The sequence below is a fragment of the Thalassotalea sp. ND16A genome (assembly GCF_000764205.1).
GTDB lineage: Bacteria > Pseudomonadota > Gammaproteobacteria > Enterobacterales > Alteromonadaceae > Thalassotalea_A.
In genome coordinates, this window is the sequence record NZ_JQDZ01000048.1 from 173420 (window position 1) to 197660 (window position 24241).

Sequence of the window (24241 nt, forward strand, 5' to 3'; positions counted from 1 at the left end):
AAATTGATTAATTATCTATATTCATCAACATTCCAGTTGCCGATGTCATCATCTGTGCCAGGCTCGCCATCAGGACCAACGCTGAATACGTCAATAATGCCATTTTCACCTGGATTTAATAACACGTATTCATTACCCCAGGGGTCTACTGGCAGACGAGGTAAATAACCACCTTCCGGAAAACGTCTTGGTAATGGTTCTATATCGGTTGCTTCAACCAAGGCTTCTAACCCTTGCTCAGTCGACGGGAAGTTATAATTGGCCATCTTGTACAATTTTAACTGCTGTTCAATTGAGCCGATATCAGCCACTGAAGTTTTGATTTTTGCGGTGTCCAGGTTGCCCATTAAATTAGGCACAACCATTGCTCCTAAAATACCTAAAATTACGATTACAACCATAACTTCTAGCAAGGTAAAACCTTTGACTTTGTTGTGTTTTCTGTTCATTTTTACTACCTAAATTAATGTATTTAACTGCATGATTGGCTGAATAATTGCCATTACGATAAATAATACCACGGCCGCCATACTCACCATGAGTGCAGGTTCGAAGACTTTTAGTGATATACTTACCACCGCTTCAAATTCACGATCCTGGTTATCTGCGGCACGTTCCAGCATTGATTCTAACTCACCCGATTTTTCGCCACTGGCGATCATATGTAACATCATCGGTGGAAATAATTTTGTTTTTTTCAACGAAGCATGCAAACTTGCCCCTTCACGTACTTGTGCAGAGGCTTCTTGTACTCTTTCTTCGATATGATTATTGGTTAGCACTGCACCAGCAATTTTCATACTTTCAAGTAGTGGCACCGCACTTGCTGTACATATACTTAATGTGCGGGCAAAACGTGCCGTATTCAAGCCCCGGGTTACTTTTCCAATAATGGGTATCGACAGGGAGCGGCGATGCACCCCCATTCTAAAGGCCTTTCTTTTCATCATTTGTTTAAAAGCAATACTGCTAATAATAATAATGCCGACAATGAATAATATGTAGTCTTGTAAAAACTCACTAATGGCAATTAAAAATGTTGTGGTGCCCGGCAATTCTTGGCTCATATGTTCAAACTGGCCAACGATTTCAGGTACTACGGCAATCAACAGAATAACGATTACCGCCACCGCGACTATGGTCATAATAACCGGGTAAATAAGTGCCTGGATCAGTTGTGACTTCATGTGCTGCCGTTGCTCAGTATAATCGGCAAGGCGATTTAAAACGTTATCTAAATGCCCCGATTTTTCACCGGCAGACACCATGGCACGAAACAAACCATCAAATACGCTGGGAAATTCAGCCATCGATTCCGCCAAACCATAACCTTCGGTCACTTTTGAACGTACCGACATGATCATGCTTTTCAATTTGTCTTTGTCGCATTGCTCGGCAACCGCAATCAAGGCTTCTTCAAGTGGTAAACCCGATTCAACCAAAGTCGCCAATTGGCGGGTGATTAACGCAAGTTCTCCGGCAGAAATTTTCTTCTCGCCAAAACTGGGGCGATTCGACTCTTTCTTGGCTTTCTCTAAACTCGGGGTCACTTCAATTGGAATTAACCCTTGCTCGCGCAGCTGACTACGCACCTGTCTGGCGTTATCGCCTTCGAGCACGCCATTTTTGTTTTTACCACGGCTATCTACCGCTTTATAATCAAATGCTGCCATAACTAGTCTTCTCTGGTAACCCGGAGAATTTCTTCGAGCGTGGTTTGGCCAGCAATCACTTTTTCAAAGCCGTCATCACGTATGCTTGGCGTATGGCTACGGATCAATTTTTCAACCGCCTGCTCGCCGGCATTATTTTGGATAAGTTCACGCACGTTATCATCGACCACCAATAATTCATGGATACCGGTGCGGCCTTTATAGCCTAGATATTTGCACTTTTCACAACCCTTGGCGCGATAAATAATTGGGTGCTGATGGCTTTCTAAACCCAACAATTTCACTTCTTCGTCCGATGCCGGGTGCGCTTCTTTACATACCGGACACAAAGTTCTGACCAGACGTTGCGCCAGTACGCCGATTAAACTGGACGATAGTAAGAACGGCTCTACGCCCATGTCTTCTAACCGGGTAATGGCACCGGCGGCGGTATTGGTATGCAAGGTAGACAAGACTAAATGACCGGTTAAACTGGCTTGTACAGCAATTTGCGCGGTTTCCAGGTCGCGTATTTCGCCCACCATCACCACGTCAGGATCTTGCCGTAATATCGCCCGTAAGCCACGGGCAAAAGTCATATCCACTTTGGTATTGACTTGCGTTTGGCCGATGCCTTCGATGGAAAATTCAATCGGGTCTTCGACCGTTAAAATATTGCGTTCGCTGGCATCAATTTGGGTCAAGCCGGCATACAGGGTAGTACTTTTACCGGAACCGGTAGGCCCGGTCACCAAAATAATGCCGTGTGGTTTATTAATGACTTTGGTAAAGGTTTCCCGGCCGGTATCTGTCATGCCTAAATCTTGCAAATTCAAACGCGCCGCATTTTTATCCAATAACCGTAACACCACACGCTCGCCGTGGCTTGATGGCATGGTGGATACCCGAACATCCACCGCCCGGCCACCGATACGCAATGAAATACGGCCGTCTTGTGGCACCCGTTTTTCGGCAATATCGAGTTTCGCCATGACCTTAATACGTGACACCAGCATCGAGGCGAGTTTACGGTTAGGTTTTAAAATTTCACGTAAAATACCGTCGACCCGAAAACGAATTTTCAGTATTTTCTCAAAAGTTTCAATATGAATATCAGAGGCATTTTCTTTGATCGCCTCCGACAGCATGGCATTAATCAACTTGATGATCGGTGCATCATCTTCGTTTTCCAGCAGATCTTCGGCTTCATGAATTTCATCGGCCAACGAGTATAGATTCGCCTCGTTGCCAATATCTTCCATCATCTGCTGAGCTTCAGAAGAGTCGCGTTGATAAGAAAGCGTAAGCAATTGTTCAAACTCTTCAGCGTTATGATTCACCACGCTAAAACGACGCCCTAAAAAGCGTCGTATTTCCAATAATATTTCGACTTTTATCGAGCTAGTGATATGTACAATCAGATCATTTTCGTTTTGCTCCACCAACACGCTGTGGCGCTTGGCAAAACCAAAAGGTAGTTGATAGGGCAATTGTTCAACCAATTCGTCTGCAAGCTCTGTTGATGCCGAGTCTGCGCCGTTATCTATCGACAAATTTGTTGCTAACTCGTTGCTGTCTTCTTCGCCAACAATGCTAGTATCCGCGCTACTATTACTCATTGCTGTCATCTTGCTGGTCGCCAGCCACATCTTTGTTTAATTCTTCTACCGCACGCTCATTCATATAGTCATTAAACGTCGGTGGCAATTCTAAATCATCTTGCCATTCTGGCAATAATGGTAATACCGCATCATCCATTAACGATAAACCAGCGTCCTGCTTGCGGATTTGATCGGCACGGATATAGTTGTATTTCTGTTTTGAAATTGAATCCATTAACGCGCCGTCACGAATGATAGTAGGCTTTAAAAACACCATCAAATTTCGTTTACGGGTAGTGCTGCCGGTAGAGCGAAACAAAGCGCCAAGGATTGGAATATCCCCCAAAAGCGGCACTTTTTGCATGCTTTCCTGCACATCTTCATCGATTAAACCGCCAAGAATGATGGTGGAGCCGCTATCGGCCATGACCGTGGTTTTGATTTCGCGCTTGTTAATCGATACATCCACACCCGTGGCGCCACTGACACTCGATACTTCTTGCTCGATGGTAAGTTGCACCCCAGAGCCTTCGTTCACTTGTGGCGTGACTTTTAGCTTGATGCCAACCTCTTTACGGTCCACCGTTTGGAACGGATTGGCATTATTCGAGCCCGTTGCTGAACCGGTAATGATTGGAATTTCCTGACCGACAATAAAGTAGGCTTCTTCGTTATCCAAAGTGGTAATACTCGGCGTTGCCAGAATATTGGAGTTCACGTCTGAGCTGACCGCTTGTACGATTGCGCCCCAGTTATCATTAACCACGCCAAACATCATGCCACTGACGTTGCCCAGCAATTGGGCCAGAATAGTAAAATCACCATCGGTATCAGGGTTGGTCGTTGTTACCGGGTTACCATTACCATCAATGGTAGTCACGGTATTACCATCTTCGCCTTCGGCGGCAATCGCACCGGCGGCAACACTACTAATCGGCACTACACCATTACTGAACTGGGTAAAGCCACCTTCTTCATGGAACCATTGCACACCAAGCTGGGCACCGTCTGATTCAAACACTTCAACAATAATTGCTTCGACTAATACTTGCGCACGACGGATATCGAGCTGACGAATGACCGACTCTAATGAACGTAACATATCTGGTTCGGCGGTGATAACTAACGTATTGGTATCTTCATGAGCCTCGATACTGACCGCACGATTTGAACTGCTGCGGCTACGGCTAGCCGTTTTCGAGCCGGAACTGGCTTTAGCAGTAGTGCTTCTTTGCATCGAATCACTCACACTTTGCAAGACCGCGACTAAATCTTTTGCTTTTGAGTACTTCAGGTAATACACCCGGGTGTTACCCGAGGATTCCAACTCAGAGTCCAGCTTTTCAATTAAAGCAGCAATGCGTTTGCGAGCCTGGCCTTCACCACTGATGACCACCGAATTGGTTCTGTCATCGGCGACAATTTTTGGAATTAAAAATGCCGGAGTATCCGACTTGCCTGAGGTAGGTTTATTGATGTTTTCAATAATGCGCACCATTTCACCAGCGGAAGCGTATTTCAGTTTTACAATTTCAACGTCCTGATCACCGGCTCTGTCAACCCGGGTAATAATATTGACCAAGCGGTTTACCACGGCAGCGGTACCGGTAAGCATAATAACATTTGATGGTTCGTAATGAACTACGTTACCGCCACCGGCCTGATCGCTTAATTGCCTTAGTAATGGCGATAGTTCACGAACCGATACGTTTTTAACTTCCACCACTCGGGTAACCATTTCATCACCCATGCCCGGGTTTTCATCACCCACCACCGGTATCGAAGCGCTTTTGGCATCTTTATTCGGGATCACTTTTATGACGTTGTTGTCCATTTCGACCACGGCAAAACCATAGACTTCGAGCACATTCAAAAAGAACTGATAGTATTGCTGCTCGGTTAACAAGTCATAACTGCGCACGTTGATTTTGCCGCGCACTTTCGGATCAGTAATAATCGTTTTCTGCAAATTTTTACCAACAATATTGATAAACTCAGTGATTTCCGTGCCTTTAAAGTTTGGTGAGTATTGGGCAGCCGAAGCCGAAGCTATGCACAAGGTACAAGCCATAGTGATTGCTGCCAATATGTTTGCGGATGCACGTTTTAACTGCTTTGCGCTAAGAGTCAGGCGCATGAAATTCTCCATCTAATTATTTAAGCCTAATGACACGTCGTGTAGTACACCGTCACGTTCTACTAATAGGTCTACTTGTTCTGCTTTTCTTAATTCGATAAGCGCTTTGCGAGCTTCGCGCACATCGGTTAAATCTTTACCATTTATTTGTACCGCGATATCGCCGGGTATTAACCCCACCTCAGTGAAGAATTCTGGATCTTTACTCGGCATTAACCGGTAGCCTTTGATTTTGCCATCGACACGATAGGGCGACACTTTAATGTAATCGGTTAGTTTTCCCGGATTTTGCAGTATTTCACTTCTCGCTTTCGCGACGCGGTCTTTAATGCGTGCCGACTTTTGCGGGTCTGCTTTCGATTTGCCGCGGTTGGTTAAACTGGTTTTTTTCGGCCTATTTACCGATGTTGTTACCGTCGGCTTTTCCCTGTCGGCGCCAATTTCTTTGGAGTATTCAAAACCATCGAGCATCAATGTTTCCATTCGACCTGACGATTCAATAATCACCCGGTCGGAATGCACCTGCTTTAGCAGTGCTCGTGTACCTTCAATTTTATCATCAATGCCGTAGGTTTCTTGTTTGCCTTTGGATTCGATGATGGCGGCTGCAACTGAGCTGTCATCGGAAGCAACCAGACCGGTCAAGGTGAGTTTTAATCGAGTTTCCGGCGCCGATTCAATTTTTTCGACCAGTTTCACCAGTTCTTGCTGCTGATTAAATTCACCAAATAAATTTAATTTTCGAATTGCTGCGGTATTTATTTTATTAGCCGTTGATACTGTATTGGTGTTTATTGCGGTATTTTTAGTGCTTTGCTGGCCTTGCGGAAAAACGCTCCAGGTAAAATTTGCACTCCAAAAGGCAATGTAAATAACCAACAACGAAATTAACCCTTGTGTTAAATACTTTTGTGGCACTTTTTGCCATAAAAACTGTAACCGAATTGTAATTTGCGCTAAATCCATGGTGATTTCATTTACTTTTTATAATGGGTGTAAAATTACTAGTCTCCCGATAATACGTGAGCAAAGGGACAGCGACAAGTGAGTTAAGGCATTTTTATTGCCTTAATGTGCAGGTTTACACTTGCATTACATATTTATTGTATTCAAGTGTTTACAATGGACCTTAGTCACGATTTTTTAACGAAGGTTCATTACAATTTAACATAGCAGCAAGATCTATTACTAGCAAGTATGTGATGTTTAGCGTTAGGGTGAATAATCAACCAGAGGTCGTTATAAACTGTTGCTTTAAAATAATATCAGGCACTTACTATGCGAGTTGCGGTAGAGAAAACTTAGCGAAACTACGTCGGGTGACTGGAGAATTATTGGCAAATATGTTAATTTTCGCGCAAAATTATCACTGTATTGGTAGTGAATTTACTAAAGGCACAATTGATGGCAAAGCAGCAGGTAAATAGTTCAGATAACTTAACCCAAGTTCGATTGGATAAGTGGCTTTGGGCGGCACGGTTTTATAAAACCCGGGCCATTGCAAAAACCATGATCGATGGCGGTAAAGTGTTTTATAATGGCCAACGCAGTAAATCGAGTAAAGCCGTCACTGTTGGTGATAAAATTAGAATTCGCCAGGGCTTTGATGAGAAAGAAGTCATTGTCACTGCCGTTGCCGAGCGTCGTCGTGATGCCACGTTTGCCCAAACCCTGTATCAAGAAACCGAGCAAAGCATTATCACCCGAGAAAAAACTGCCCTGGCGAAAAAACAAGGCATTTTACTAAGCCCGGCCAGCGATACCAAACCCGATAAAAAACAACGCCGTAAACTACGTGAATTTAAAGAAAGGATATAACCTGTGAGCGCTACTTCCGATGTCTTAAATCGATACCTTTTTGATAACTACCATGCTCGTGGTGAACTCGTGCAACTTGATAGCAGTTTTAAAGAGATCATCAAAAACCACGACTACCCGCAAGCCGTAACCGAGTTGCTTGGCGAACTAATGGCGGCAACCTGCTTATTAACCGCAATGCTAAAATTTGAAGGTGAAATATCGGTACAAATTCAGGGCAATGGTCCGGTTAAATATGCGGTGATAAACGGCAATCATTTACAACAAATGCGTGGTGTTGCCAGCATTGTTGATGAAATTACCGGCTCCAGCCTTGTTGATTTAATGGGTAAAGCCAATATGGTGATCACCATCATCCCTGAAAAAGGTGAACGCTATCAAGGCGTAGTGGCACTAGAAGGGAACACTTTGGCTGAGTGTTTAGAGCATTATTTTGCCACCTCAGAGCAACTGGCCACCAAAATTTGGTTATTTGCTGACAGTAAAAATATCCAGGCCGGTGGTTGTTTGCTGCAAGTGGTACCCGATTCCGAAGACAAACAGCAACAACTGGCAGATTTCGATCATATCAGTCAACTAACTGCGACCATCAAAGCCGAAGAAATTTACCAATTAAGCGCCAATGAATTGTTGTATCGTTTGTATCATCAAGAACAGGTTCGCATGTTTGAACCGCAAACTGTCAGCTTTGTTTGTGGCTGTTCCGAAGACAAATGTTTGGCCGCGATTGCTAATTTAGGTAAAGATGGTATTGAAAGCCATTTGGCAGAACATTTGCAGTTCACCATTACTTGTGATTTTTGCAAAACTACCTACCAATTTGATCACGATAAATTACACCCACTATTAAACCCAAATTAGTGGCATAAAAGTCCACTAAAAATTAGCTCCAATAGCAAGCTACCCCATATACCCGTCACCATTCAAAGTGCAGGATTTCAGTGGGATTTAAAAGTGATTTAGGCAAGGTATGTATTTTAGAGAATGGTTATTCCATTGTTAAAATGCATAACGCTGCATAAATCACTTTTAAACCCATCAAAGAAGCGCTTGAGCAATCCCACTTCTTCGTTCCATCTATTTGCAAGGGAATAACCATTACTGTATAGATGCGCCTTGAATTGGAAATTCTCAAGCGCTCTGAAACCTGCATCTTGAATGGTTACGGCTATATATATCTGTTATTGGTGTTAATAATGAAAGTTGTATAAAAAACTTTCACATTAACCCACATTTTGCTTTTCATCCCTTCACCTTTTTTGTTACCATTCAACTTATCAATTGTATTTTTAGACCTTTTACTCTAACCAAAGCCTGGAGCTAGTCATAATGACCACCGCTAAGACTGTCGATTTATCACAATACGGTATTAACCAAACTACAGAAGTTGTATATAACCCTTCTTATGATCTTTTATTTGCTGAAGAAACCAAAGCAGGTCTTGAAGGTTACGAAAAAGGCACGGTTACTACTTCAGGTGCGGTATCTGTCGATACGGGTATTTTTACTGGTCGTTCTCCAAAAGATAAATATATTGTTCGTGACGATACCAGCCGTGATACGGTGTGGTGGTCTGATCAAGGCAAAAACGATAACAAGCCGATGACACCGGAAACCTGGTCTCAGCTTAAAGGCTTAGTCACCGAGCAGTTATCAGGTAAACGTTTATTTGTAGTGGATACCTTTTGTGGCGCCAACGATGATACTCGCTTGAAAGTACGCTTTATCACTGAGGTTGCATGGCAAGCTCACTTTGTGAAAAACATGTTCATTCGCCCTACCGATGCGGAACTTGAAAGTTACCAACCAGATTTCGTGGTAATGAACGGTGCCAAAACCAATAACCAGGACTGGCAGGCACAAGGCTTAAACTCAGAAAATTTTGTGGCATTTAACTTAACCGAAAAAATGCAGTTAATTGGTGGTACCTGGTACGGCGGCGAAATGAAAAAAGGCATGTTCTCAATGATGAACTACCTGCTACCGCTTAAAGGCATCGCTTCAATGCACTGTAGCGCTAACGTTGGTAAAGACGGCGATACGGCAATTTTCTTCGGTTTATCCGGCACTGGTAAAACGACTCTTTCAACCGATCCAAAACGTGAACTGATTGGTGATGATGAACACGGTTGGGACGACAACGGAATTTTCAACTTTGAAGGTGGTTGTTACGCAAAAACTATCAACTTAAGTGCTGAAAACGAACCAGACATCTTCAATGCTATCCGTCGTGATGCATTGTTGGAAAACGTGGTTGTTGGTGCTGATGGCGTGGTTGATTATGACAACGGTTCAAAAACTGAAAACACTCGTGTTTCCTACCCAATTCATCACATCGACAATATCGTTAAACCGGTTTCAAAAGCTGGCCATGCGAAGAAAGTTATCTTTTTAACCGCCGATGCCTTTGGTGTGTTACCGCCGGTTGCCAAACTTACGCCTGAGCAAACTGAATACTACTTCTTATCTGGTTTCACCGCAAAACTTGCCGGTACCGAGCGTGGTATTACCGAACCCACTCCAACTTTCTCAAGTTGTTTTGGTGCCGCTTTCTTAAGCTTACACCCAACCAAGTACGCCGAAGTATTAGTGAAACGCATGCAAGCTGCCGGTGCAGAAGCTTACCTGGTTAATACTGGCTGGAACGGTACTGGCAAGCGTATCTCAATTAAAGATACTCGTGGTATTATTGACGCTATCTTAGATGGTTCAATCGATGATGCTGAAGTACACAATCTACCAATGTTTAACTTAAGTGTACCAATGGCATTACCAGGTGTTGATAGTGGCATACTTGACCCACGTGATACTTATGCTGATGCCAGTGACTGGAATGGCAAAGCTGAAGATTTGGCAAAACGTTTTGTTAATAACTTCGACAAGTTCACTGACACTGACCATGGTGCAGGCCTAATCGCGGCAGGCCCAAAACTTTAAACGACAATCGTTTTTAGTTTCAACAAAAAGCCGCATTCGCGGCTTTTTTTGTTTTTAGCTTCGAGCAACTAGCTACTGGCATATTAACTGGTTGGCGGGGTTTTTAACCTCGCATATTTTGATGAATTCACCTATCTTGTAACAATACCAATGCTGCCCGAAGCTCATAGCCAGAAGCGATTAATATTTTCTACTTATACCCGACAGGAAGGGTGTCTTTAGAGAGTAACCGGACTACAATGAGTTATTAGCCAGCGTAAATTAACTACCACTATGGCACTACTAGCTTGCGATTTACATGACTACATAGAAGTTATTTGTTTATACCGGTACCGGGTTAGATTGACCCTAACTGATGGTAAATGTATCATTGTAACAGCCAAAGATGTCCTCACTTGTGAACAACGAGAATTCCTGCTCGGTTTCGATCAAGAAAATCAAGCACTGCAAATTGAATTAACCACGATTAGATTAATCGAGCCACTCGAAGCTGCTGCAAAATTTCAGCAACTTAACTTGCAAACGGGCCAATGCCGTTAATAATACCAAGTCCGATAATTTATTCGTCAATAAATTATCGGACTTGGTATCAACATATTATTCGACAGATTATTTATCCTGCTCACATAGTAAATTTGTAAAAGCAAACTACACTTAATAGCAATATTCATTCAATAAAAACTCACTAGCAAAAGGAGCGATGCCGAAAACGTGTTACCAGTTTTGGACTAGGTAAATGGATCTAATAATAATAAAACATAATAAGGATGTTGATTCGACATGAAAGCATTCATGATAATTTTAGATCAGCAAGTTTATTTAAAATATAATTTTTTTTACGCTTTACAAACCCACCACAGTTATTGGTATTTATTGCTATTATCGGCAGTAATAGATTATGTGACCACGCTGCAATTTATGATCCATGGCAGCATTGCCATGGAGGCTAATATGGTGGTTAGGTTCCTAGCCTATGAAGTTGGTATTTTCTCAGGAGTGATGGTTGGTAAATCTTTGCAAATCTTTGCGGTGATGGCATTTTGTTCATTATCGAAAGAACTATCAAGGCCGGTGCTATTATTGATGATTTTGATAAATTGTATAGCCATTTATCTCAATACCTCGTCTAGTTGGGGCTAAACGTTTAGCTCGCGGGTAACTCTACTTTCGCCATTAAACCGCCATCATCGCGGTTCGATAGCGTGACTACGCCACCATGGCCATCGACAATACGCTTAATGATTGCTAAGCCCAATCCACTGCCTTCGGTTCCTCTGGCAGTATCGCCTTGAGTAAAGGGTTCAAACAGCCGGTCAATGTCATTGTGCTGAATGCCAGGGCCTTGATCGCACACACAAAAATAGACTCGATTTTTTCCTTTGACTCTCCCTGAGCACACTTTAATGCCGGCATCGGAATATTTAAAGGCATTCTGTATGAGGTTAGCCAACACCCGTTTCATTGCCGCATAAACCATAGGGATCTCAACCTCGTCACCAAGGTCTTGTTCAATATTCCTGCCATCAACGGCTTCATGATCTATCACTTCATTGATCAGCTGATTTAAGTTGGCAAGCTCTGAGGTTTCCATCATGTCATGGCGAATATAATCGATAAATTGATCGATGATAGCATTCATATCATCAATATCTTTTTCAATGCCATCTTTAAGGTAATCTTCGTTTTCGCTCATCATTTCACTGGCTAAGCGAATCCGGGTAAGCGGGGTGCGCAGGTCATGAGAAATACCTGCCATCAATAAACTGCGATCGGCTTCTAATTGCTTTATGCCTTTCGACATATGATTAAAGGCACGGGTAACCGCGGTCACTTCACTGGACCCTTGCTCGGTCAATGGCTCTGGAAACTGGCCTTTACCCACATCAATCGCTGCTTTTTGCAGTGCCTTTAATGGTCGGTTCAGCTGCCTGATAAATAGCCAGCCACCGGCAACACTTAACACACCGATCAGCACAAGATAAAAAATTAATGGATAAAAACTGGCTTCATCTAAACCGTGCAAAGGTATTTTCACCCACAGACTCGGGGCTTGTGGCGGTCTTATCCAAATGAGATATTCATCACCTTGGGAGATCCGAACTTCAGTTTCGCCGTCGAGCAATTCACTCATTTGCAACGACAAATAGGGGTAATGCGCCGCTTCTGCGAGGCCGAGCATTAGCGCATCATTTTCTCGATAAACGCCAATACCGGTTTCCTGATGAAACGCCTCCGCCAGCGCCGGGCTGAATTTTGAATTGCCGCCATCAATAAATACCACTTTCACCTGTTTGGCGAGTAGTTGGTTGATTTGTTCAAGGTTGGGCTTGATCACATAAATGGCCACCGACAAATACGATACTACCTGGTTAATTAACAATAAAAAACCTATTAGTAATACCGTTTGGCCAAAGGCGCTACGCGGCAAAATTTTCATATCTATCTACAACACATTGCCACAATTACCCGCTAGTACTACCATCGGGTACGAATACATAACCAAGACCCCATACCGTTTGGATGTATCTTGGATTGGCTGGATCTTGCTCTAACATACGACGTAAGCGTGACACTTGCACATCGATACTGCGCTCAAGCGCAGAATAATCTCTGCCGCGTGCTAAATTCATCAGTTTATCGCGCGATAACGGTTCTCTTGGGTGGGTGATCAAAGATTTTAACACCGCAAATTCGCCACTGGTTAATGGCATAGATTCCTCACCTCTGCGCATTTCCCGGGTGGCCAAATTTAACGAAAATTCACCAAATTCATAAATTTCCTCTGCAATTGACGGCGCTCCTGGTGCTTCTTGGGTTTTACGACGCAATACCGCTTTCACCCTGGCCAACAATTCCCGCGGATTGAACGGTTTTGGCATATAATCATCGGCACCAAGTTCCAAACCAATAATACGGTCGACTTCGTCGCCTTTGGCGGTGAGCATAATGATAGGAATTTCATTCTCTTCCTGACGTAAACGACGACAAATAGATAGGCCATCTTCACCGGGCAGCATTAAATCGAGCACTAGCAGATGAAAGTTTTCGCGTTCTAACAAGCGATCCATTTGCTCTGAATTGGCCGCACTGCGTACCACAAAACCTTGTTCTACCAGATAACGCTCAAGTAAAGCACGTAAGCGCATATCATCATCTACTACTAGTATTTTTGGGGTTTCCTGGCCCATAACACCCTCTTATAAGATTTTTTAGAATTAACTCTACTATGGACTATAAGCTAAATTGGTGTATTTTCAAAAACTAATAAACGATTTGAGCCGGTTTAGATTGTTACAAGGTATTGCCAAGGTTAATTTTGAAAGGTCAACAGACCCTAACGTTTTTCGTATTCAATTTTATTGATGAACCAAATCACTGGCCCATCGGGGGTATTAACCTCTACTTCATCATCCACGGCTTTTTTCAATAGTGCCCGCGCCATTGGTGAATCGATAGAAATATAGTCTTTGGCATCGCCATAAATTTCTTCCGGGCCAACAATACGAAAAGTTTTCGTATCACCACGTTCATTTTCAATTTCTACGCGAGCACCGAAAAAAATTTTGCCATCTTGTTGTGGTGAGTAATCAACAATTTTTAAATCTGGCAGAAGCTTTCGAAGAAAACGAACTCGACTGTCGATTTGACGAAGTACGCGTTTATTAAAATGATAATCAGCATTTTCCGATCTATCACCAAGACTTGCTGCCCAAGACACAATCTTAGTGATTTCAGGCCGTTTTACTCGCCAAAGGTAATCTTCCTCTTGTTGCAGTTTTTGATAGCCTTCACGAGTGATTAGTTTGGTTTTCACCATATATATCTTCTTTTTTTAGAGTTATGTCTCATACCTGCAGTTAAGTTACCGATATTTTATAAATTTACTGGTAAAATAACTGTGCTAGAGGTATATATATCCGATCCACTTCAAGATGCGGGTTTCAGAGTTCTTGAAGTGGAACGGGTATACCCGTTCCATTATGCAGTATATACCCAAACCTTCTCAAGATGCAGAATTGTGTTTGCTATCTTGATACTGCAATTGCTCATTGCATAAAAATCAGGACTATTGATTAATGATAAACATTTCGCAAAAAATTGCTGAAGAATTAAACGTTAAAGAAACTCAAATAGCTGCCGCCGTTGGCTTGCTTGATGATGGTGCTACCGTGCCATTTATTGCCCGTTATCGTAAAGAAGCGACACAAGGCTTAGATGACAATCATCTGCGCCATTTGGAACAGCGTTTAACCTATTTGCGTGAACTGAATGAGCGCAAACAGCTGGTATTAAAAAATATCAACGAGCAAGGCAAGTTAAGCGATAGCTTAAAACAGCAAATCAATGCGGTGGATAATAAAACCGAACTGGAAGATTTATACCTGCCGTATCGACCGAAACGTCGCACCAAGGGTCAAATGGCCATTGAAGCCGGCCTTGCACCTTTGGCAGATAAATTATTTCAGGATTGGTCGATTGATCCACAAACCGCTGCTGCTGAATATCTGAATGTCGCAGCAAACTACGCCGACAGCAAAGCCGTGCTCGATGGCGCTTGTTATATTTTAATGGAGCGTTTTAGCGAGTCGGCCGCGTTAATTCAGAAACTGCGCAAGCACATTCTAAAACAGGCATTTTTAAGCAGTAAAGTAATAAAAGGCAAAGAAAGCCAAGCCGCTAAATTTAAAGATTATTTCAGCCATAGCGAGAAACTGGCAAAAGTGCCTTCACATCGCGCCTTAGCCATGCTGCGCGGCCGTAATGAAGGCCTATTGCAGCTTACGTTAGACGTAGATCCTGGCTTTGAAGCTGGCAGCGAGTCCAGCTGCGAACAAATCATTCGTGATCATTTTAATCTGCGCTTATCGGCGCAAGCGGCAGCCGCATGGCTAAACCGGGTGGTCCGCTTAACCTGGCGCGTTAAATTATCATTATCTTTAGAAACTGAATTACTCTCTGCCATGCGTGAACGCGCCGAAACCGATGCGATAAAGGTATTTGCCGATAATTTAAAAGATTTATTGATGGCAGCACCCGGTGGCGCAAAAGTGACGATGGGCATCGACCCGGGCATTCGTACCGGTTGTAAAATTGCAATTGTCGATAGCACTGCAAAACTGCTCTACACCACCACCATTTACCCGCATGAACCGCAAAAGCACTGGGATAAATCGTTAAGAACCATTGCCACTTTAGTGCAGCAATACAAAGTGCAACTGATTGCCATCGGCAATGGTACCGGTTCGCGTGAAACCGATAAATTAACCGGTGAAGCGATCAGTAAAATTGACAATAACAAGCCGAATAAAATCATCGTCTCGGAGGCCGGTGCCAGCATTTATTCCGCGTCAGAATTTGCCGCCAATGAGTTTCCAAAGCTTGATGTATCCTTGCGTGGCGCGGTATCCATTGGCCGAAGATTGCAAGACCCGTTAGCCGAGCTGGTAAAAATTGAACCGAAAGCCATCGGCGTTGGCCAGTATCAACACGACGTTAGTCAAAGCCAGTTAAGCCGAACTCTCGATGGTGTGGTAGAAGATTGTGTAAACGCGGTCGGGGTAGATTTAAACATTGCTTCAATGCCGTTGTTAAATCGAGTGTCTGGTTTGTCGAAAACCATGGCGCAAAACATCGTCAATTATCGTGAGCAAAATGGTCGCTTTGAACAACGTAGTGAGTTGAAAAAAGTTGCCCGCTTGGGACCAAAAGCGTTCGAACAAGCCGCCGGTTTCTTGCGAATTAGTGATGGCAAAAATCCACTGGATAGCTCAGGCGTACATCCTGAAAGTTATGCGGTGGTGGAAAGCATTTTGGCGAAAACCCAGGGCGCTATCGGTGAACTTATTGGCAATAGCGCTATCATCAACAACTTAAACGCTGATGACTTTACCAATCAGCAATTTGGCTTACCGACGGTAAAAGACATTATCAGCGAGCTCGACAAGCCTGGTCGAGATCCTCGCCCGGAATTTAAAACCGCCACCTTCAAAGAAGGGGTAGAAAGCATCAAAGATCTGCAGTTGAATATGATGCTCGAAGGGGTGATCTCGAACGTCACCAACTTTGGTGCCTTCGTCGATATCGGCGTGCATCAAGACGGTTTAGTGCATATTTCCTCGCTGACCAATAAGTTTGTCAGCGATCCGCGCGAGATTGTCAAAGCCGGTGACGTTGTAAAAGTGAAGGTATTGGAAGTTGATATTCAGCGCAAACGCATCAGTTTAACCATGCGTTTAGAGGAAATGGCCAATGCTAACGCCAATAAAGCGAAGCATGAAAGTAAAACTAAACCTGCCGCCCAAGGCAACCGACATCACAAGAACAAGCCGAATAAAAAGCCAAGCCAGCCGCAAAACAGCATGATGGGTAATGCCTTTGCCGATGCCTTTGCCAAGGCGAAGAAGCCTTAATTTATAAGGGATGTGGCTAATAATACAATTTTATTGGCCACATTTTGACCACGATTAATTATCAAACTAAGAGATCATTTCTAAAAAAAAGAGTCAACAAAGCTAATAAACTGATTAAATAAGGAAACAATAAATCCAAATATTCACGATACTTAAATAGTGACTCTATTTGGTATCTAGCTTCAAAGATTAACAAATGTAAAAAGTCTTTAAATTTCCAATCATCATTTAATTTATTTAGTTCAATATTTGCAATATACGAATAGACACCATGAGTATCATCTTGACCATGAGAGTCATAAACTAAATTCCTTTTGAACAAACCAATAACCTTATATCTTGGGGACTGAAGTCCGGGTTCATCGCCCGTCCAAATATCAATTCGTTTGCCAAGCAAGCCTGTAATATCATCTTCTGTTGGGGTATAAGAAAAAACTCGGTAGTCACTAAGCATTCTTTGCGACCAAAAATTGAATAGTTGTGCATGATAAGCCTGAGCATATCCGTAATAACGGAGTGTCATATAAGCTAAAGATATAGAGATAAAATATATTAGACCGGGATGGTTTGTTAACTTTATTTTAAAAATGAAAGTATTAGCTTCTTGTAAAACAGCCCCACTGCAATTCATACCTATAAGAATAACAGCTATTGTTATTAAAATTTTCCGTTTAGACTTTAACCCATCATCATTATCAATTTTTTCTCTAAACTGTGACAATTCTTCTTGGCTCATAAATTGCTCTCTATAAAATATTATTGAAGGAATGCCAAAAAGTTAAATAAACTGAGTAAGGTTCGAAGTACCGAAACAAGGAGAACGGCCAGACCGAAGCCTGCCTCACTCAGTTCAATAATAAATATGCCAGATAAAATGTTTTAAGTCACCAGTAATAATGTACGTAAGTCACTTTAATTTATGCAGTTTCTATTAATTGGTTTTTAATTCTCCAATAAATTTCTTCCCGGCGGACCTTTACTTCGCCAGGCGCATCAACACCAATTTTTACATGCTTATTTTGAATTGAACTAATCGAGATTATGATATCGTTGCCGATTCGAATTTTATCACCGACATTTCTGGTTAGTATTAACATATAAGTCCTTTTAGTTTATTTTAGTTTTTGGGGGTGGTTACTCCTTCCCTCTGTAAACTAAACTTTAGTTTATTTTGAAATAAACACATGAATTTTGGAATAATAATGAGTCCAGTTAAAACGTTTAATTAAGGAATATTTTGGAAACTCAAATACCAAACTACCAAGGTAAGCCCACGGCATACTTAGATCAAAATATATTGGATTTATTCGTCAAATACGATTTAGATGAGCTGATTAAAATTTTAACTTCAAAATATCAAGTCGTGTATTCCGATGAAACCCTCAAGGAAATTGATAGATCTGGTGACTCTGCAATGCAGTTCATTGAAGCTTTAAAAAGATTAGATGCATATCACTTAAAATTAGTTTTATCTCAACCTAGTTTTAAAGCTACAGATAAAGCAACAATAACGAAACGTGACCCTAACGATGCCTTCAAAGAATATATTGAAAATAAACACCTAACTGAAATCTCATTAGAAGGTATTGAACAGTTTTTATTTAAATTCTGTGGTGGACGAAAAGGCGATCCTTTGTCTCTAATTGAAGAGGAGCAAAAATCGGCTTTCGAAAAACTAATGTTTAAAATTAAATCTGATGCCCAAGAACTAGACGAAATAGAACCTAATTTTATAAAAACAATAGAAGCGGCAACAGGTGATATGCAACGCGAGTTTAATAAAATTTCTGATTCGACATCAGCATTGATGAAGGAAAATATTCCTGATGATAAAAATTGGTCTGGCATAAAATCATTCAGAGAAGCTGTAGCTTTAGGACCTATGCAGTTAAACAATATTGAACCACCTTTTGTTTTGCGACAAATTTGGGATTTTTTCAAAAATCAAGAGCCATATTCGTCTGGTGAAAAAGATATTGATGACTTTTTTGGACTAAAAACTAATCCTATTTATCCAGATCAACCACATTTTGATCATCAAAAAGTTACCAGCATATACAGCATGCTTAATACTATTGGTTATTATCCTGACTCTAAAGTTCACCAAAAACGACGATTTACTGCCGCAATGAGTGATACTCAGCATGCCTCGTTGGCTACATTCTGTGATACCTTATTATCAGCCGATAAAGCTTTTATTAAAAAGGTTCGTGCAGCTTATGAATATTTAGCCGTTCCAACAAAAGTAACATTTGTGCAGATAAATAAAAAAGGAAGTAGTGATAATTAATTGTTTTTCCAATTTACCTTAAACTTTTAAATTCGGAACCTATACCGAAATTTTCGCTATAAGAAAAATATGCAAAGTCAGTAAACACGTGCTCTGTTCGCTATGTTTTCGCTATTGGCAAAATAGAATCTTTTTTCAGTTCGCTATCGATACCGAAATTTTCGCTATTAATTTCGGTATCAGAAAAATGCACAAAGTCAGTAAACGCGTGCTCTGTTCGCTATGTTTTCGCTATTGGCAAAATAAGGCCTTTTTTCAGTTCGGTAGCTATACCGAAAATTTCACTCTTAGTTTCGCTATAAGAAAAATGTGCATAGCTGATGTTCTCTGCTCTGTTCGCTATACATTCGCTATTGGATTATTAAGTCATAATACCTAAAAGCTGAAGATACGTGCTCTAGTCGCTACGTTTTTGCATTCAAGTTAGGCTAAGCCAGGAAGAAATAGCGCAGCTTAGCTGCGCAAATCAGTTAACGGTAGGTTTTATTCAATTGCCACTCAACATGGCCAATCACACTAAAGTCATCATCCTTTGCCACAAGCACATTATTGTGTTTTGGGTTGTCGTTGATAAACCGATAACCTTTATGGATAAGCTGTACCCGGGTTACAAATAGCTGGTCGCGCATGCGAATTAAAAAGATACCATCGTGGGTAAGTCTATGGTTTGGGTCAATAACAATGATGTCACCTTTTTGGTATGTTGGCGCCATATTATTTTCTTCAACCACCATGCTAAACAAGCCAGGTTTATTGAGGGTAAACTTCTGCCGTTCCATTTGCTTTTTTAACGAGGGCAAAGGGAAGCTATTCGCGGCATTTTCTGGTTGGTTTCGCTCAAACTGAGCTTGGCCGTTATGCTCTTTTGCCTGTTCTAGTGCTTCAATAAATAAAATACCAACTACGCTTCGGTTTGCTTCTTGTTCAATTACTTGGTTGATATCTACGTCATTACTTAAATTCATTATTTTTTACTCTCTACAGATTAGTTTTAATTGTTATTTTTTACCTAGCTTTTAGGCCTAACGCTAAACCCACACACGCTAATACTCCGGCGAATAGGCCCCAGCCGGCAGAGCTTTTTTCTGGCTCTGGTTCTTCTTCGTTATTTTGGGTCTCAACTGGCGCTTTTTCCGGTTCGTTTATCGGCTCTTCAACAACCGGCTCTTGTTCGCCGTTTATTGCGCGTTGCCACTTAGCTTGCAGAATTCCCCCTGTTCGCTGGTCAAGGCCGCAACTTGTGCAATGCAAATACAAAAGCTTTTTGCCATTATTTCGCTGTTTAATTACGGCTTCACCACTGCAACCTTCACAAGGTGTTGTACCCAGTACTTCCTTACTTTTCATAAAGTCCTCGTTTTGTGATTAATGTAAAAAATTGATGTTGAGGCTAATGCCGCATCGATTTATAAACTTCATACGGTGATTTTTGCGTTCTAATTTGCCGTAATTCGTTATTTCGTATCTGGTATGCGATACCGTTGTCGGAATACACCAGTTTGCCCTGGCCTAGCCAGTCTATTTCACCGGTTGAAAACCCTAGCCGCTGTAGTTTTTTTCCTTCGGAAACGCTTAGCGTACAATTATTCCCACAAGTCCAAGAAAGGTTTCCGGCTTCGCCTTCAACTTTAGATAGCGCCCAATTTGTTGTTCTGGAGATCACCGAAAAGTCAGTAGAGGTAACCCCTTTTACTTTTCGAACTAATTCGCCGTACTCATTACCCTGGGGAATTTCTTGATAAGCAGTTTTAAACTTTGCCTGGCGGCTGCTGTTCATACCGCCCATGGCTTTAACAAAGCCTAGCCAGTTACCGGCATCGGCTTCACTGCGTACTTTTTCCATTTCAGGGCATTTAACGGCCTTGCGAATTTTGCGTAATTCGCGATAAACAGTCACCGACGGGGAATATTGAAATTGAAACTGTCGTATGTTCCAGGTACTTGCCCAGGCAGCCACCGGATTAATACTTTCGCTAATAGGTTTTTCGGTTTCAGCATCTTCATGATCAGCCATTTTGAAGCCATCAATATTCTTAGAAATGTATTTGGCAATGTATGAAGTTGCCGAGCCGTATTTTTTATCAATGCGCACAACGTCAAAACGGGGCGTAAACGTGCGATAAAATTTATATGGGGCTTTGGCCTTAATTCCCTTACTTTTCTTATATCCGTAGCTTTTTCGTGCCTTTTTGTGGGCTTTAAATAACTTTTCGCGGTTTTGGTAGCGTTGGTAAAGCTCGTCTCTGTCTTCGGTAATGGCATATTTGCGCAAAATAGCAGTAATTTCTTGCTGGTCCTTTTCGCGCATAAACAACGCCATGTGCCAATGCGGTGTACCATCTGCATGCGGCTCGGCCACCCGGACACCAAAATAGCTTAGGTTTCTACGGCCTAATTTACTGCGTATTTTGGCCCACATTTTATTAAAATATGCATTACTGTCTTTCGGGCTTTTGCCATTCCATTTGTCAGAATTAGCGTGGTAAGCGCTTGGTGCGGTAATGGTGTAAAACATGCCAACATAGCCAACTTCGTCGGCATACTCTTCCATATGTCGCATGCGTAGCATTAACTCGTTGCGGCGGTTTTCAGGGTTAGCCATGCCAGATTTATAAGCATCTTCCAGGCTAATGGTGTTTTCAAAAAAGCGGCCAGTATCTTCGTTATAGCAATCAGCTTTAAGCTCCATTACGCTCATCCATTCGGCACAGCTTGTTTGCCTGGCACGATATTCACTCACCGCTACCCTACTTGCATATGGATTACCGCTTGCTTTGGAGACTTCACCCGTGGCAATTTCTAACCATTCCAGTGCTTGCAAGCGAAAGCGTTTAAGCTTGCCTTTCCACCACTTTTCATTGGTCATTTTTCTAATGGCCACTTCATAGGTGTGTTGTAATAATTCAGAATTGTCTAACTCAACACCAGAGAACGGCGCCGTAACGCAATGGTCGTCGCACTTGGCGGCTAAATACTCATATGTTGCGGTTAAGTTATCGATGTATTCACCGGTTAACTCGCTGGCCATTTCAACCAAGTTATTGTTCATTTCCATGGCAATATTTTCTGCTCGCTTCTCCATACGTTTAGCGTTGGAAAGTTCGCGCCACGGATGGCTTTGCCTGGTCATGAAGTTAAAAATATGGGGAAACCTTGGTTTAATTTTGGCTAAGGTTTTTTGTAAGTAGCTGTTGGCGGTAAATTCAACGCTTTTACCATCACGACTTACATTATTAGAAAAGTGGTTTGCGTAACGCCTGGCAAACCTAAGTTGCAACGGATATGGCAGTTTATTGGTTTGATTGTGCCAGTGGGCGGCGTTGTCAGCACCGCCCATCATTAGCAAAGATTTTGGAGATGTCATTAATGCTTGCTCTCCAACTCTTGTTCCATGCAAACAATGTCTTTTTGTAAGGCATGATGTTTATCAAACCAGTATTGATATTCTTCTTTGTAGCCATCATTTTGAGCTTCAATTGCCCACCCCATAACGCGCTGTTTCTCACGTTTATTGGCCGCAATTCGTTCATGCAAAATTACCGGTGGAATATTAGATAAATTAGGTATCGCTGTATTTTGGTTACAGGTAGGTTGGGTCATGATGTTTTCCTTGTTTTAATTTTTCTTATTTTTATTATTTCCTTGAAAAATGGCGGGTTCGCTTCGAATACTCCCCCGCCGACAAGGAACTGTTTAATTATCCCAGTTGGCTTTTTCCCATTCTTCTTTGTTGCCTTCGGCTTGTGCACACATGTTCGCTAGCTCGACCATATTGATAAAAATTCGCCCACTTTTTCCCTTAGGCTGTAAAGTAGGTAATGTGCCGTTTCGAATTTGATGACGAACGGCATCTAATTTCTGCATGGTTTTAGAGGCATAAGCGTCTACATCCAGCATTGGCATTTCGATGAGAACAGAAACCATTAAAAACTCCTTTATTTATGAGCTGTTGCGTTATACATTGAAAAGTTATTACTTACGGTTGCAGATCAATGCAAATAATCCCGATTGCGAAATACTATAGATCGCAAACGAGATTATAACAACCCTTATTTAAGCCTCAAATGAGCTTTAATTTTTAATTTAGGTATATATGGAATTAAATCAGATACTTAGCAGACTGAAAAAAATTACGAAAACTGATTCAGATTATGCTTTAGCTAAGATAATAGGTAGAAAACCTTCTTCAATTGCGACATGGAGAAGTAGAGATACAATCCCTTATGAGTTATGCACCCAAATCGCTATGGAATATGATGTTCCCATTAAGTGGATTATGATTGGTGAAGGCACTAAAACTGAAATGGCGGTTTCTAATAAAGTAAGTCTCCCTTTTTATGAAATTTCAGCTAGTGCCGGTCCTGGTATGCTGGCTTTGACTGAAGAGTTTCCAACCGAAATAAGCTTTGATCCCGAATGGCTGCAAAAGAACTTAGGCGCGAGTGCAAAAGATACCTTCATCATGCTTGCTGAAGGTGACAGCATGGAACCAACCATAAAACATGACTCATTGATCATGGTAGATAAAACTAAAACCTCAAATACAGATGGCATTTACGTACTACGTTATGGTGATGCACTCCTGGTTAAAAGACTGCAATTTCAATTTAAAGACAACTTAAAAATAATTTCTGATAACGCCATTTATCAGCCATTGGATGTTAAAAGATCAGAACTAGTCGACAACGAACTAGAAATTATTGGCCGCGTTGTGTGGTCAGGACAAAGGGTTTAATTATGAGTGATAACCAAGATCTGCCCCTGTATACTGAATCAAATCAGTGTAAATGGGAAAAAGACAAAATGAGATGCAATAACAAAGCAAGCAAAGATGGTTACTGTGAAAAACACTATCAAGCACGTGGTACCAATATTATGGGCGGCTCTGTTGGCGCGGTTGTTCTCGCAAGTTTACTAACAGCAAACCCACTTGCATTAATTGGCGCCGCGGTAGTCGGCGGTTTATTAGGCTCCAAAAATAATGAAACGGAGCATAAAAATGGATGATTTCTTCATTCTCTTTGATGAAACTCAAAGAGAAAGAATATTGATGCTCATTGTATTTACTGCACTGTTTATATTATATATTTGTAAACACCGAAGTGATATTAGCGGAAAAGTCACTGTTAGTAACATGACAGGTTTAATGTTGCCCGTTTATACCATTTTTGCAGGAGCATCTATTGGTTATGCCTGGTTGTTCAAAGCTGTTGAACTAAAAGCAGTAATAAGCAATAGTGAATTATTGTTTATTGCCGCAATTGTCTTAGTTGGCAAAGGTATCGGTGATTTATGGAAATTATTTGAATTTAAAAAGCCTGCAGTACCAAAAGAATTAGCTGCTACCGGTAAGTGAATCAGAATAAAATGCTATTAGCTTTTAGTTGCCCTATAAA

25 protein-coding genes are annotated in these 24241 nt (G+C 41.7%); 10 read left to right on the forward strand and 15 right to left on the reverse strand.

Annotated elements, in window-relative coordinates; genetic code table 11:
* Positions 1–11: 11 nt before the first annotated feature.
* The 5 genes from gspG to gspC are packed head-to-tail and all read right to left on the reverse strand — an operon-like array spanning position 12 to position 6356.
* Positions 12–449 carry a type II secretion system major pseudopilin GspG gene (gene gspG, locus ND16A_RS10130; protein ID WP_033077407.1) on the reverse strand — a complete coding sequence of 146 codons (438 nt, stop codon included), beginning with the start codon at positions 447–449 and terminating at the stop codon, positions 12–14.
* 9 nt (positions 450–458) lie between these two features.
* Entirely contained in the window at positions 459–1673 is a 1215-nt protein-coding gene (gene gspF / locus ND16A_RS10125; protein WP_033077408.1) for a type II secretion system inner membrane protein GspF, read from the reverse strand.
* A gap of 2 nt (positions 1674–1675) precedes the next feature.
* A complete protein-coding gene (gene gspE, locus ND16A_RS10120) occupies positions 1676–3271 on the reverse strand; it encodes a type II secretion system ATPase GspE (RefSeq protein WP_081945548.1) in 1596 nt (531 codons plus the stop codon).
* Positions 3264–5390 carry a type II secretion system secretin GspD gene (gene gspD / locus ND16A_RS10115; protein WP_033077409.1) on the reverse strand — a complete coding sequence of 709 codons (2127 nt, stop codon included), beginning with the start codon at positions 5388–5390 and terminating at the stop codon, positions 3264–3266. The genes gspE and gspD overlap by 8 nt, the downstream gene beginning before the upstream one ends.
* Positions 5391–5402: 12 nt before the next feature.
* The gene (gene gspC / locus ND16A_RS10110; RefSeq protein ID WP_033077410.1) at positions 5403–6356 is read right to left on the reverse strand and encodes a type II secretion system protein GspC; all 954 of its coding nucleotides are present in this window, start codon (positions 6354–6356) and stop codon (positions 5403–5405) included.
* Between the two features lie 438 nt (positions 6357–6794).
* Between gspC and hslR the strand changes: the two genes are divergently transcribed.
* The 5 genes from hslR to ND16A_RS10090 all read left to right on the forward strand — a co-directional run bounded on the left by hslR (position 6795) and on the right by ND16A_RS10090 (position 11285).
* Positions 6795–7208 carry a ribosome-associated heat shock protein Hsp15 gene (gene hslR, locus ND16A_RS10105; RefSeq protein WP_033077412.1) on the forward strand — a complete coding sequence of 138 codons (414 nt, stop codon included), beginning with the start codon at positions 6795–6797 and terminating at the stop codon, positions 7206–7208.
* A 3-nt stretch (positions 7209–7211) separates the two neighbouring features.
* The gene (gene hslO / locus ND16A_RS10100; RefSeq protein ID WP_033077413.1) at positions 7212–8069 is read left to right on the forward strand and encodes an Hsp33 family molecular chaperone HslO; all 858 of its coding nucleotides are present in this window, start codon (positions 7212–7214) and stop codon (positions 8067–8069) included.
* A 468-nt stretch (positions 8070–8537) separates the two neighbouring features.
* The gene (gene pckA, locus ND16A_RS10095; RefSeq protein ID WP_033077414.1) at positions 8538–10145 is read left to right on the forward strand and encodes a phosphoenolpyruvate carboxykinase (ATP); all 1608 of its coding nucleotides are present in this window, start codon (positions 8538–8540) and stop codon (positions 10143–10145) included.
* A 273-nt stretch (positions 10146–10418) separates the two neighbouring features.
* Positions 10419–10685 carry a Rho-binding antiterminator gene (locus ND16A_RS0119125; RefSeq protein ID WP_081945550.1) on the forward strand — a complete coding sequence of 89 codons (267 nt, stop codon included), beginning with the start codon at positions 10419–10421 and terminating at the stop codon, positions 10683–10685.
* A 252-nt stretch (positions 10686–10937) separates the two neighbouring features.
* Positions 10938–11285, forward strand: coding sequence for a hypothetical protein (locus tag ND16A_RS10090; protein ID WP_152593852.1), 348 nt, complete (start codon positions 10938–10940; stop codon positions 11283–11285).
* A gap of 4 nt (positions 11286–11289) precedes the next feature.
* On the opposite strand, the gene envZ is transcribed toward ND16A_RS10090, so the two are convergent.
* The 3 genes from envZ to greB all read right to left on the reverse strand — a co-directional run bounded on the left by envZ (position 11290) and on the right by greB (position 13959).
* Complete coding sequence (envZ, locus tag ND16A_RS10085) at positions 11290–12582, reverse strand: two-component system sensor histidine kinase EnvZ (RefSeq protein WP_033077417.1); 1293 nt, start codon at positions 12580–12582, stop codon at positions 11290–11292.
* Positions 12583–12607: 25 nt separating this feature from the next.
* Positions 12608–13333, reverse strand: coding sequence for an osmolarity response regulator transcription factor OmpR (gene ompR / locus ND16A_RS10080; protein WP_033077418.1), 726 nt, complete (start codon positions 13331–13333; stop codon positions 12608–12610).
* A 146-nt stretch (positions 13334–13479) separates the two neighbouring features.
* Entirely contained in the window at positions 13480–13959 is a 480-nt protein-coding gene (gene greB, locus ND16A_RS10075) for a transcription elongation factor GreB (protein WP_033077477.1), read from the reverse strand.
* A 262-nt stretch (positions 13960–14221) separates the two neighbouring features.
* Between greB and ND16A_RS10070 the strand changes: the two genes are divergently transcribed.
* Positions 14222–16555, forward strand: coding sequence for a Tex family protein (locus tag ND16A_RS10070; RefSeq protein WP_033077419.1), 2334 nt, complete (start codon positions 14222–14224; stop codon positions 16553–16555).
* A 61-nt stretch (positions 16556–16616) separates the two neighbouring features.
* Here ND16A_RS10070 and ND16A_RS10065 read toward each other — a convergent pair whose 3' ends face one another.
* Both ND16A_RS10065 and ND16A_RS10060 read right to left on the reverse strand, forming a co-directional pair.
* Complete coding sequence (locus ND16A_RS10065) at positions 16617–17291, reverse strand: hypothetical protein (RefSeq protein ID WP_033077420.1); 675 nt, start codon at positions 17289–17291, stop codon at positions 16617–16619.
* 181 nt (positions 17292–17472) lie between these two features.
* Complete coding sequence (locus tag ND16A_RS10060) at positions 17473–17652, reverse strand: carbon storage regulator (RefSeq protein WP_033077421.1); 180 nt, start codon at positions 17650–17652, stop codon at positions 17473–17475.
* A 140-nt stretch (positions 17653–17792) separates the two neighbouring features.
* Here ND16A_RS10060 and ND16A_RS10055 point away from each other — a divergent pair, with 140 nt between their 5' ends.
* On the forward strand, positions 17793–18845 hold the full coding sequence (locus ND16A_RS10055) for a hypothetical protein (protein WP_235282084.1): 1053 nt from the start codon (positions 17793–17795) through the stop codon (positions 18843–18845).
* 470 nt (positions 18846–19315) lie between these two features.
* On the opposite strand, the gene ND16A_RS10050 is transcribed toward ND16A_RS10055, so the two are convergent.
* The 5 genes from ND16A_RS10050 to ND16A_RS10035 all read right to left on the reverse strand — a co-directional run bounded on the left by ND16A_RS10050 (position 19316) and on the right by ND16A_RS10035 (position 22769).
* Positions 19316–19810: a S24 family peptidase gene (locus tag ND16A_RS10050; RefSeq protein ID WP_033077422.1), complete on the reverse strand. Its 495-nt coding sequence runs from the start codon at positions 19808–19810 to the stop codon at positions 19316–19318.
* Positions 19811–19850: 40 nt separating this feature from the next.
* A complete protein-coding gene (locus tag ND16A_RS10045; RefSeq protein ID WP_033077423.1) occupies positions 19851–20192 on the reverse strand; it encodes a hypothetical protein in 342 nt (113 codons plus the stop codon).
* A 43-nt stretch (positions 20193–20235) separates the two neighbouring features.
* Positions 20236–22209, reverse strand: coding sequence for a replication endonuclease (locus tag ND16A_RS20215; RefSeq protein WP_052073037.1), 1974 nt, complete (start codon positions 22207–22209; stop codon positions 20236–20238).
* Entirely contained in the window at positions 22209–22445 is a 237-nt protein-coding gene (locus ND16A_RS10040; protein WP_033077424.1) for a hypothetical protein, read from the reverse strand. Before ND16A_RS10040 ends, ND16A_RS20215 begins: the two co-directional genes overlap by 1 nt.
* 93 nt (positions 22446–22538) lie before the next feature.
* Positions 22539–22769 carry a hypothetical protein gene (locus tag ND16A_RS10035; protein ID WP_033077425.1) on the reverse strand — a complete coding sequence of 77 codons (231 nt, stop codon included), beginning with the start codon at positions 22767–22769 and terminating at the stop codon, positions 22539–22541.
* Positions 22770–22938: 169 nt separating this feature from the next.
* Here ND16A_RS10035 and ND16A_RS0119135 point away from each other — a divergent pair, with 169 nt between their 5' ends.
* Genes ND16A_RS0119135 through ND16A_RS10025 form a run of 3 tightly spaced genes read left to right on the forward strand, consistent with a single transcriptional unit; the run spans position 22939 to position 24201 of the window.
* A complete protein-coding gene (locus ND16A_RS0119135) occupies positions 22939–23580 on the forward strand; it encodes a LexA family transcriptional regulator (RefSeq protein WP_081945551.1) in 642 nt (213 codons plus the stop codon).
* 2 nt (positions 23581–23582) lie between these two features.
* A complete protein-coding gene (locus ND16A_RS10030; RefSeq protein ID WP_033077426.1) occupies positions 23583–23852 on the forward strand; it encodes a DUF5763 domain-containing protein in 270 nt (89 codons plus the stop codon).
* Positions 23845–24201 carry a hypothetical protein gene (locus ND16A_RS10025; RefSeq protein ID WP_033077427.1) on the forward strand — a complete coding sequence of 119 codons (357 nt, stop codon included), beginning with the start codon at positions 23845–23847 and terminating at the stop codon, positions 24199–24201. The genes ND16A_RS10030 and ND16A_RS10025 overlap by 8 nt, the downstream gene beginning before the upstream one ends.
* Positions 24202–24241: the final 40 nt, after the last annotated feature.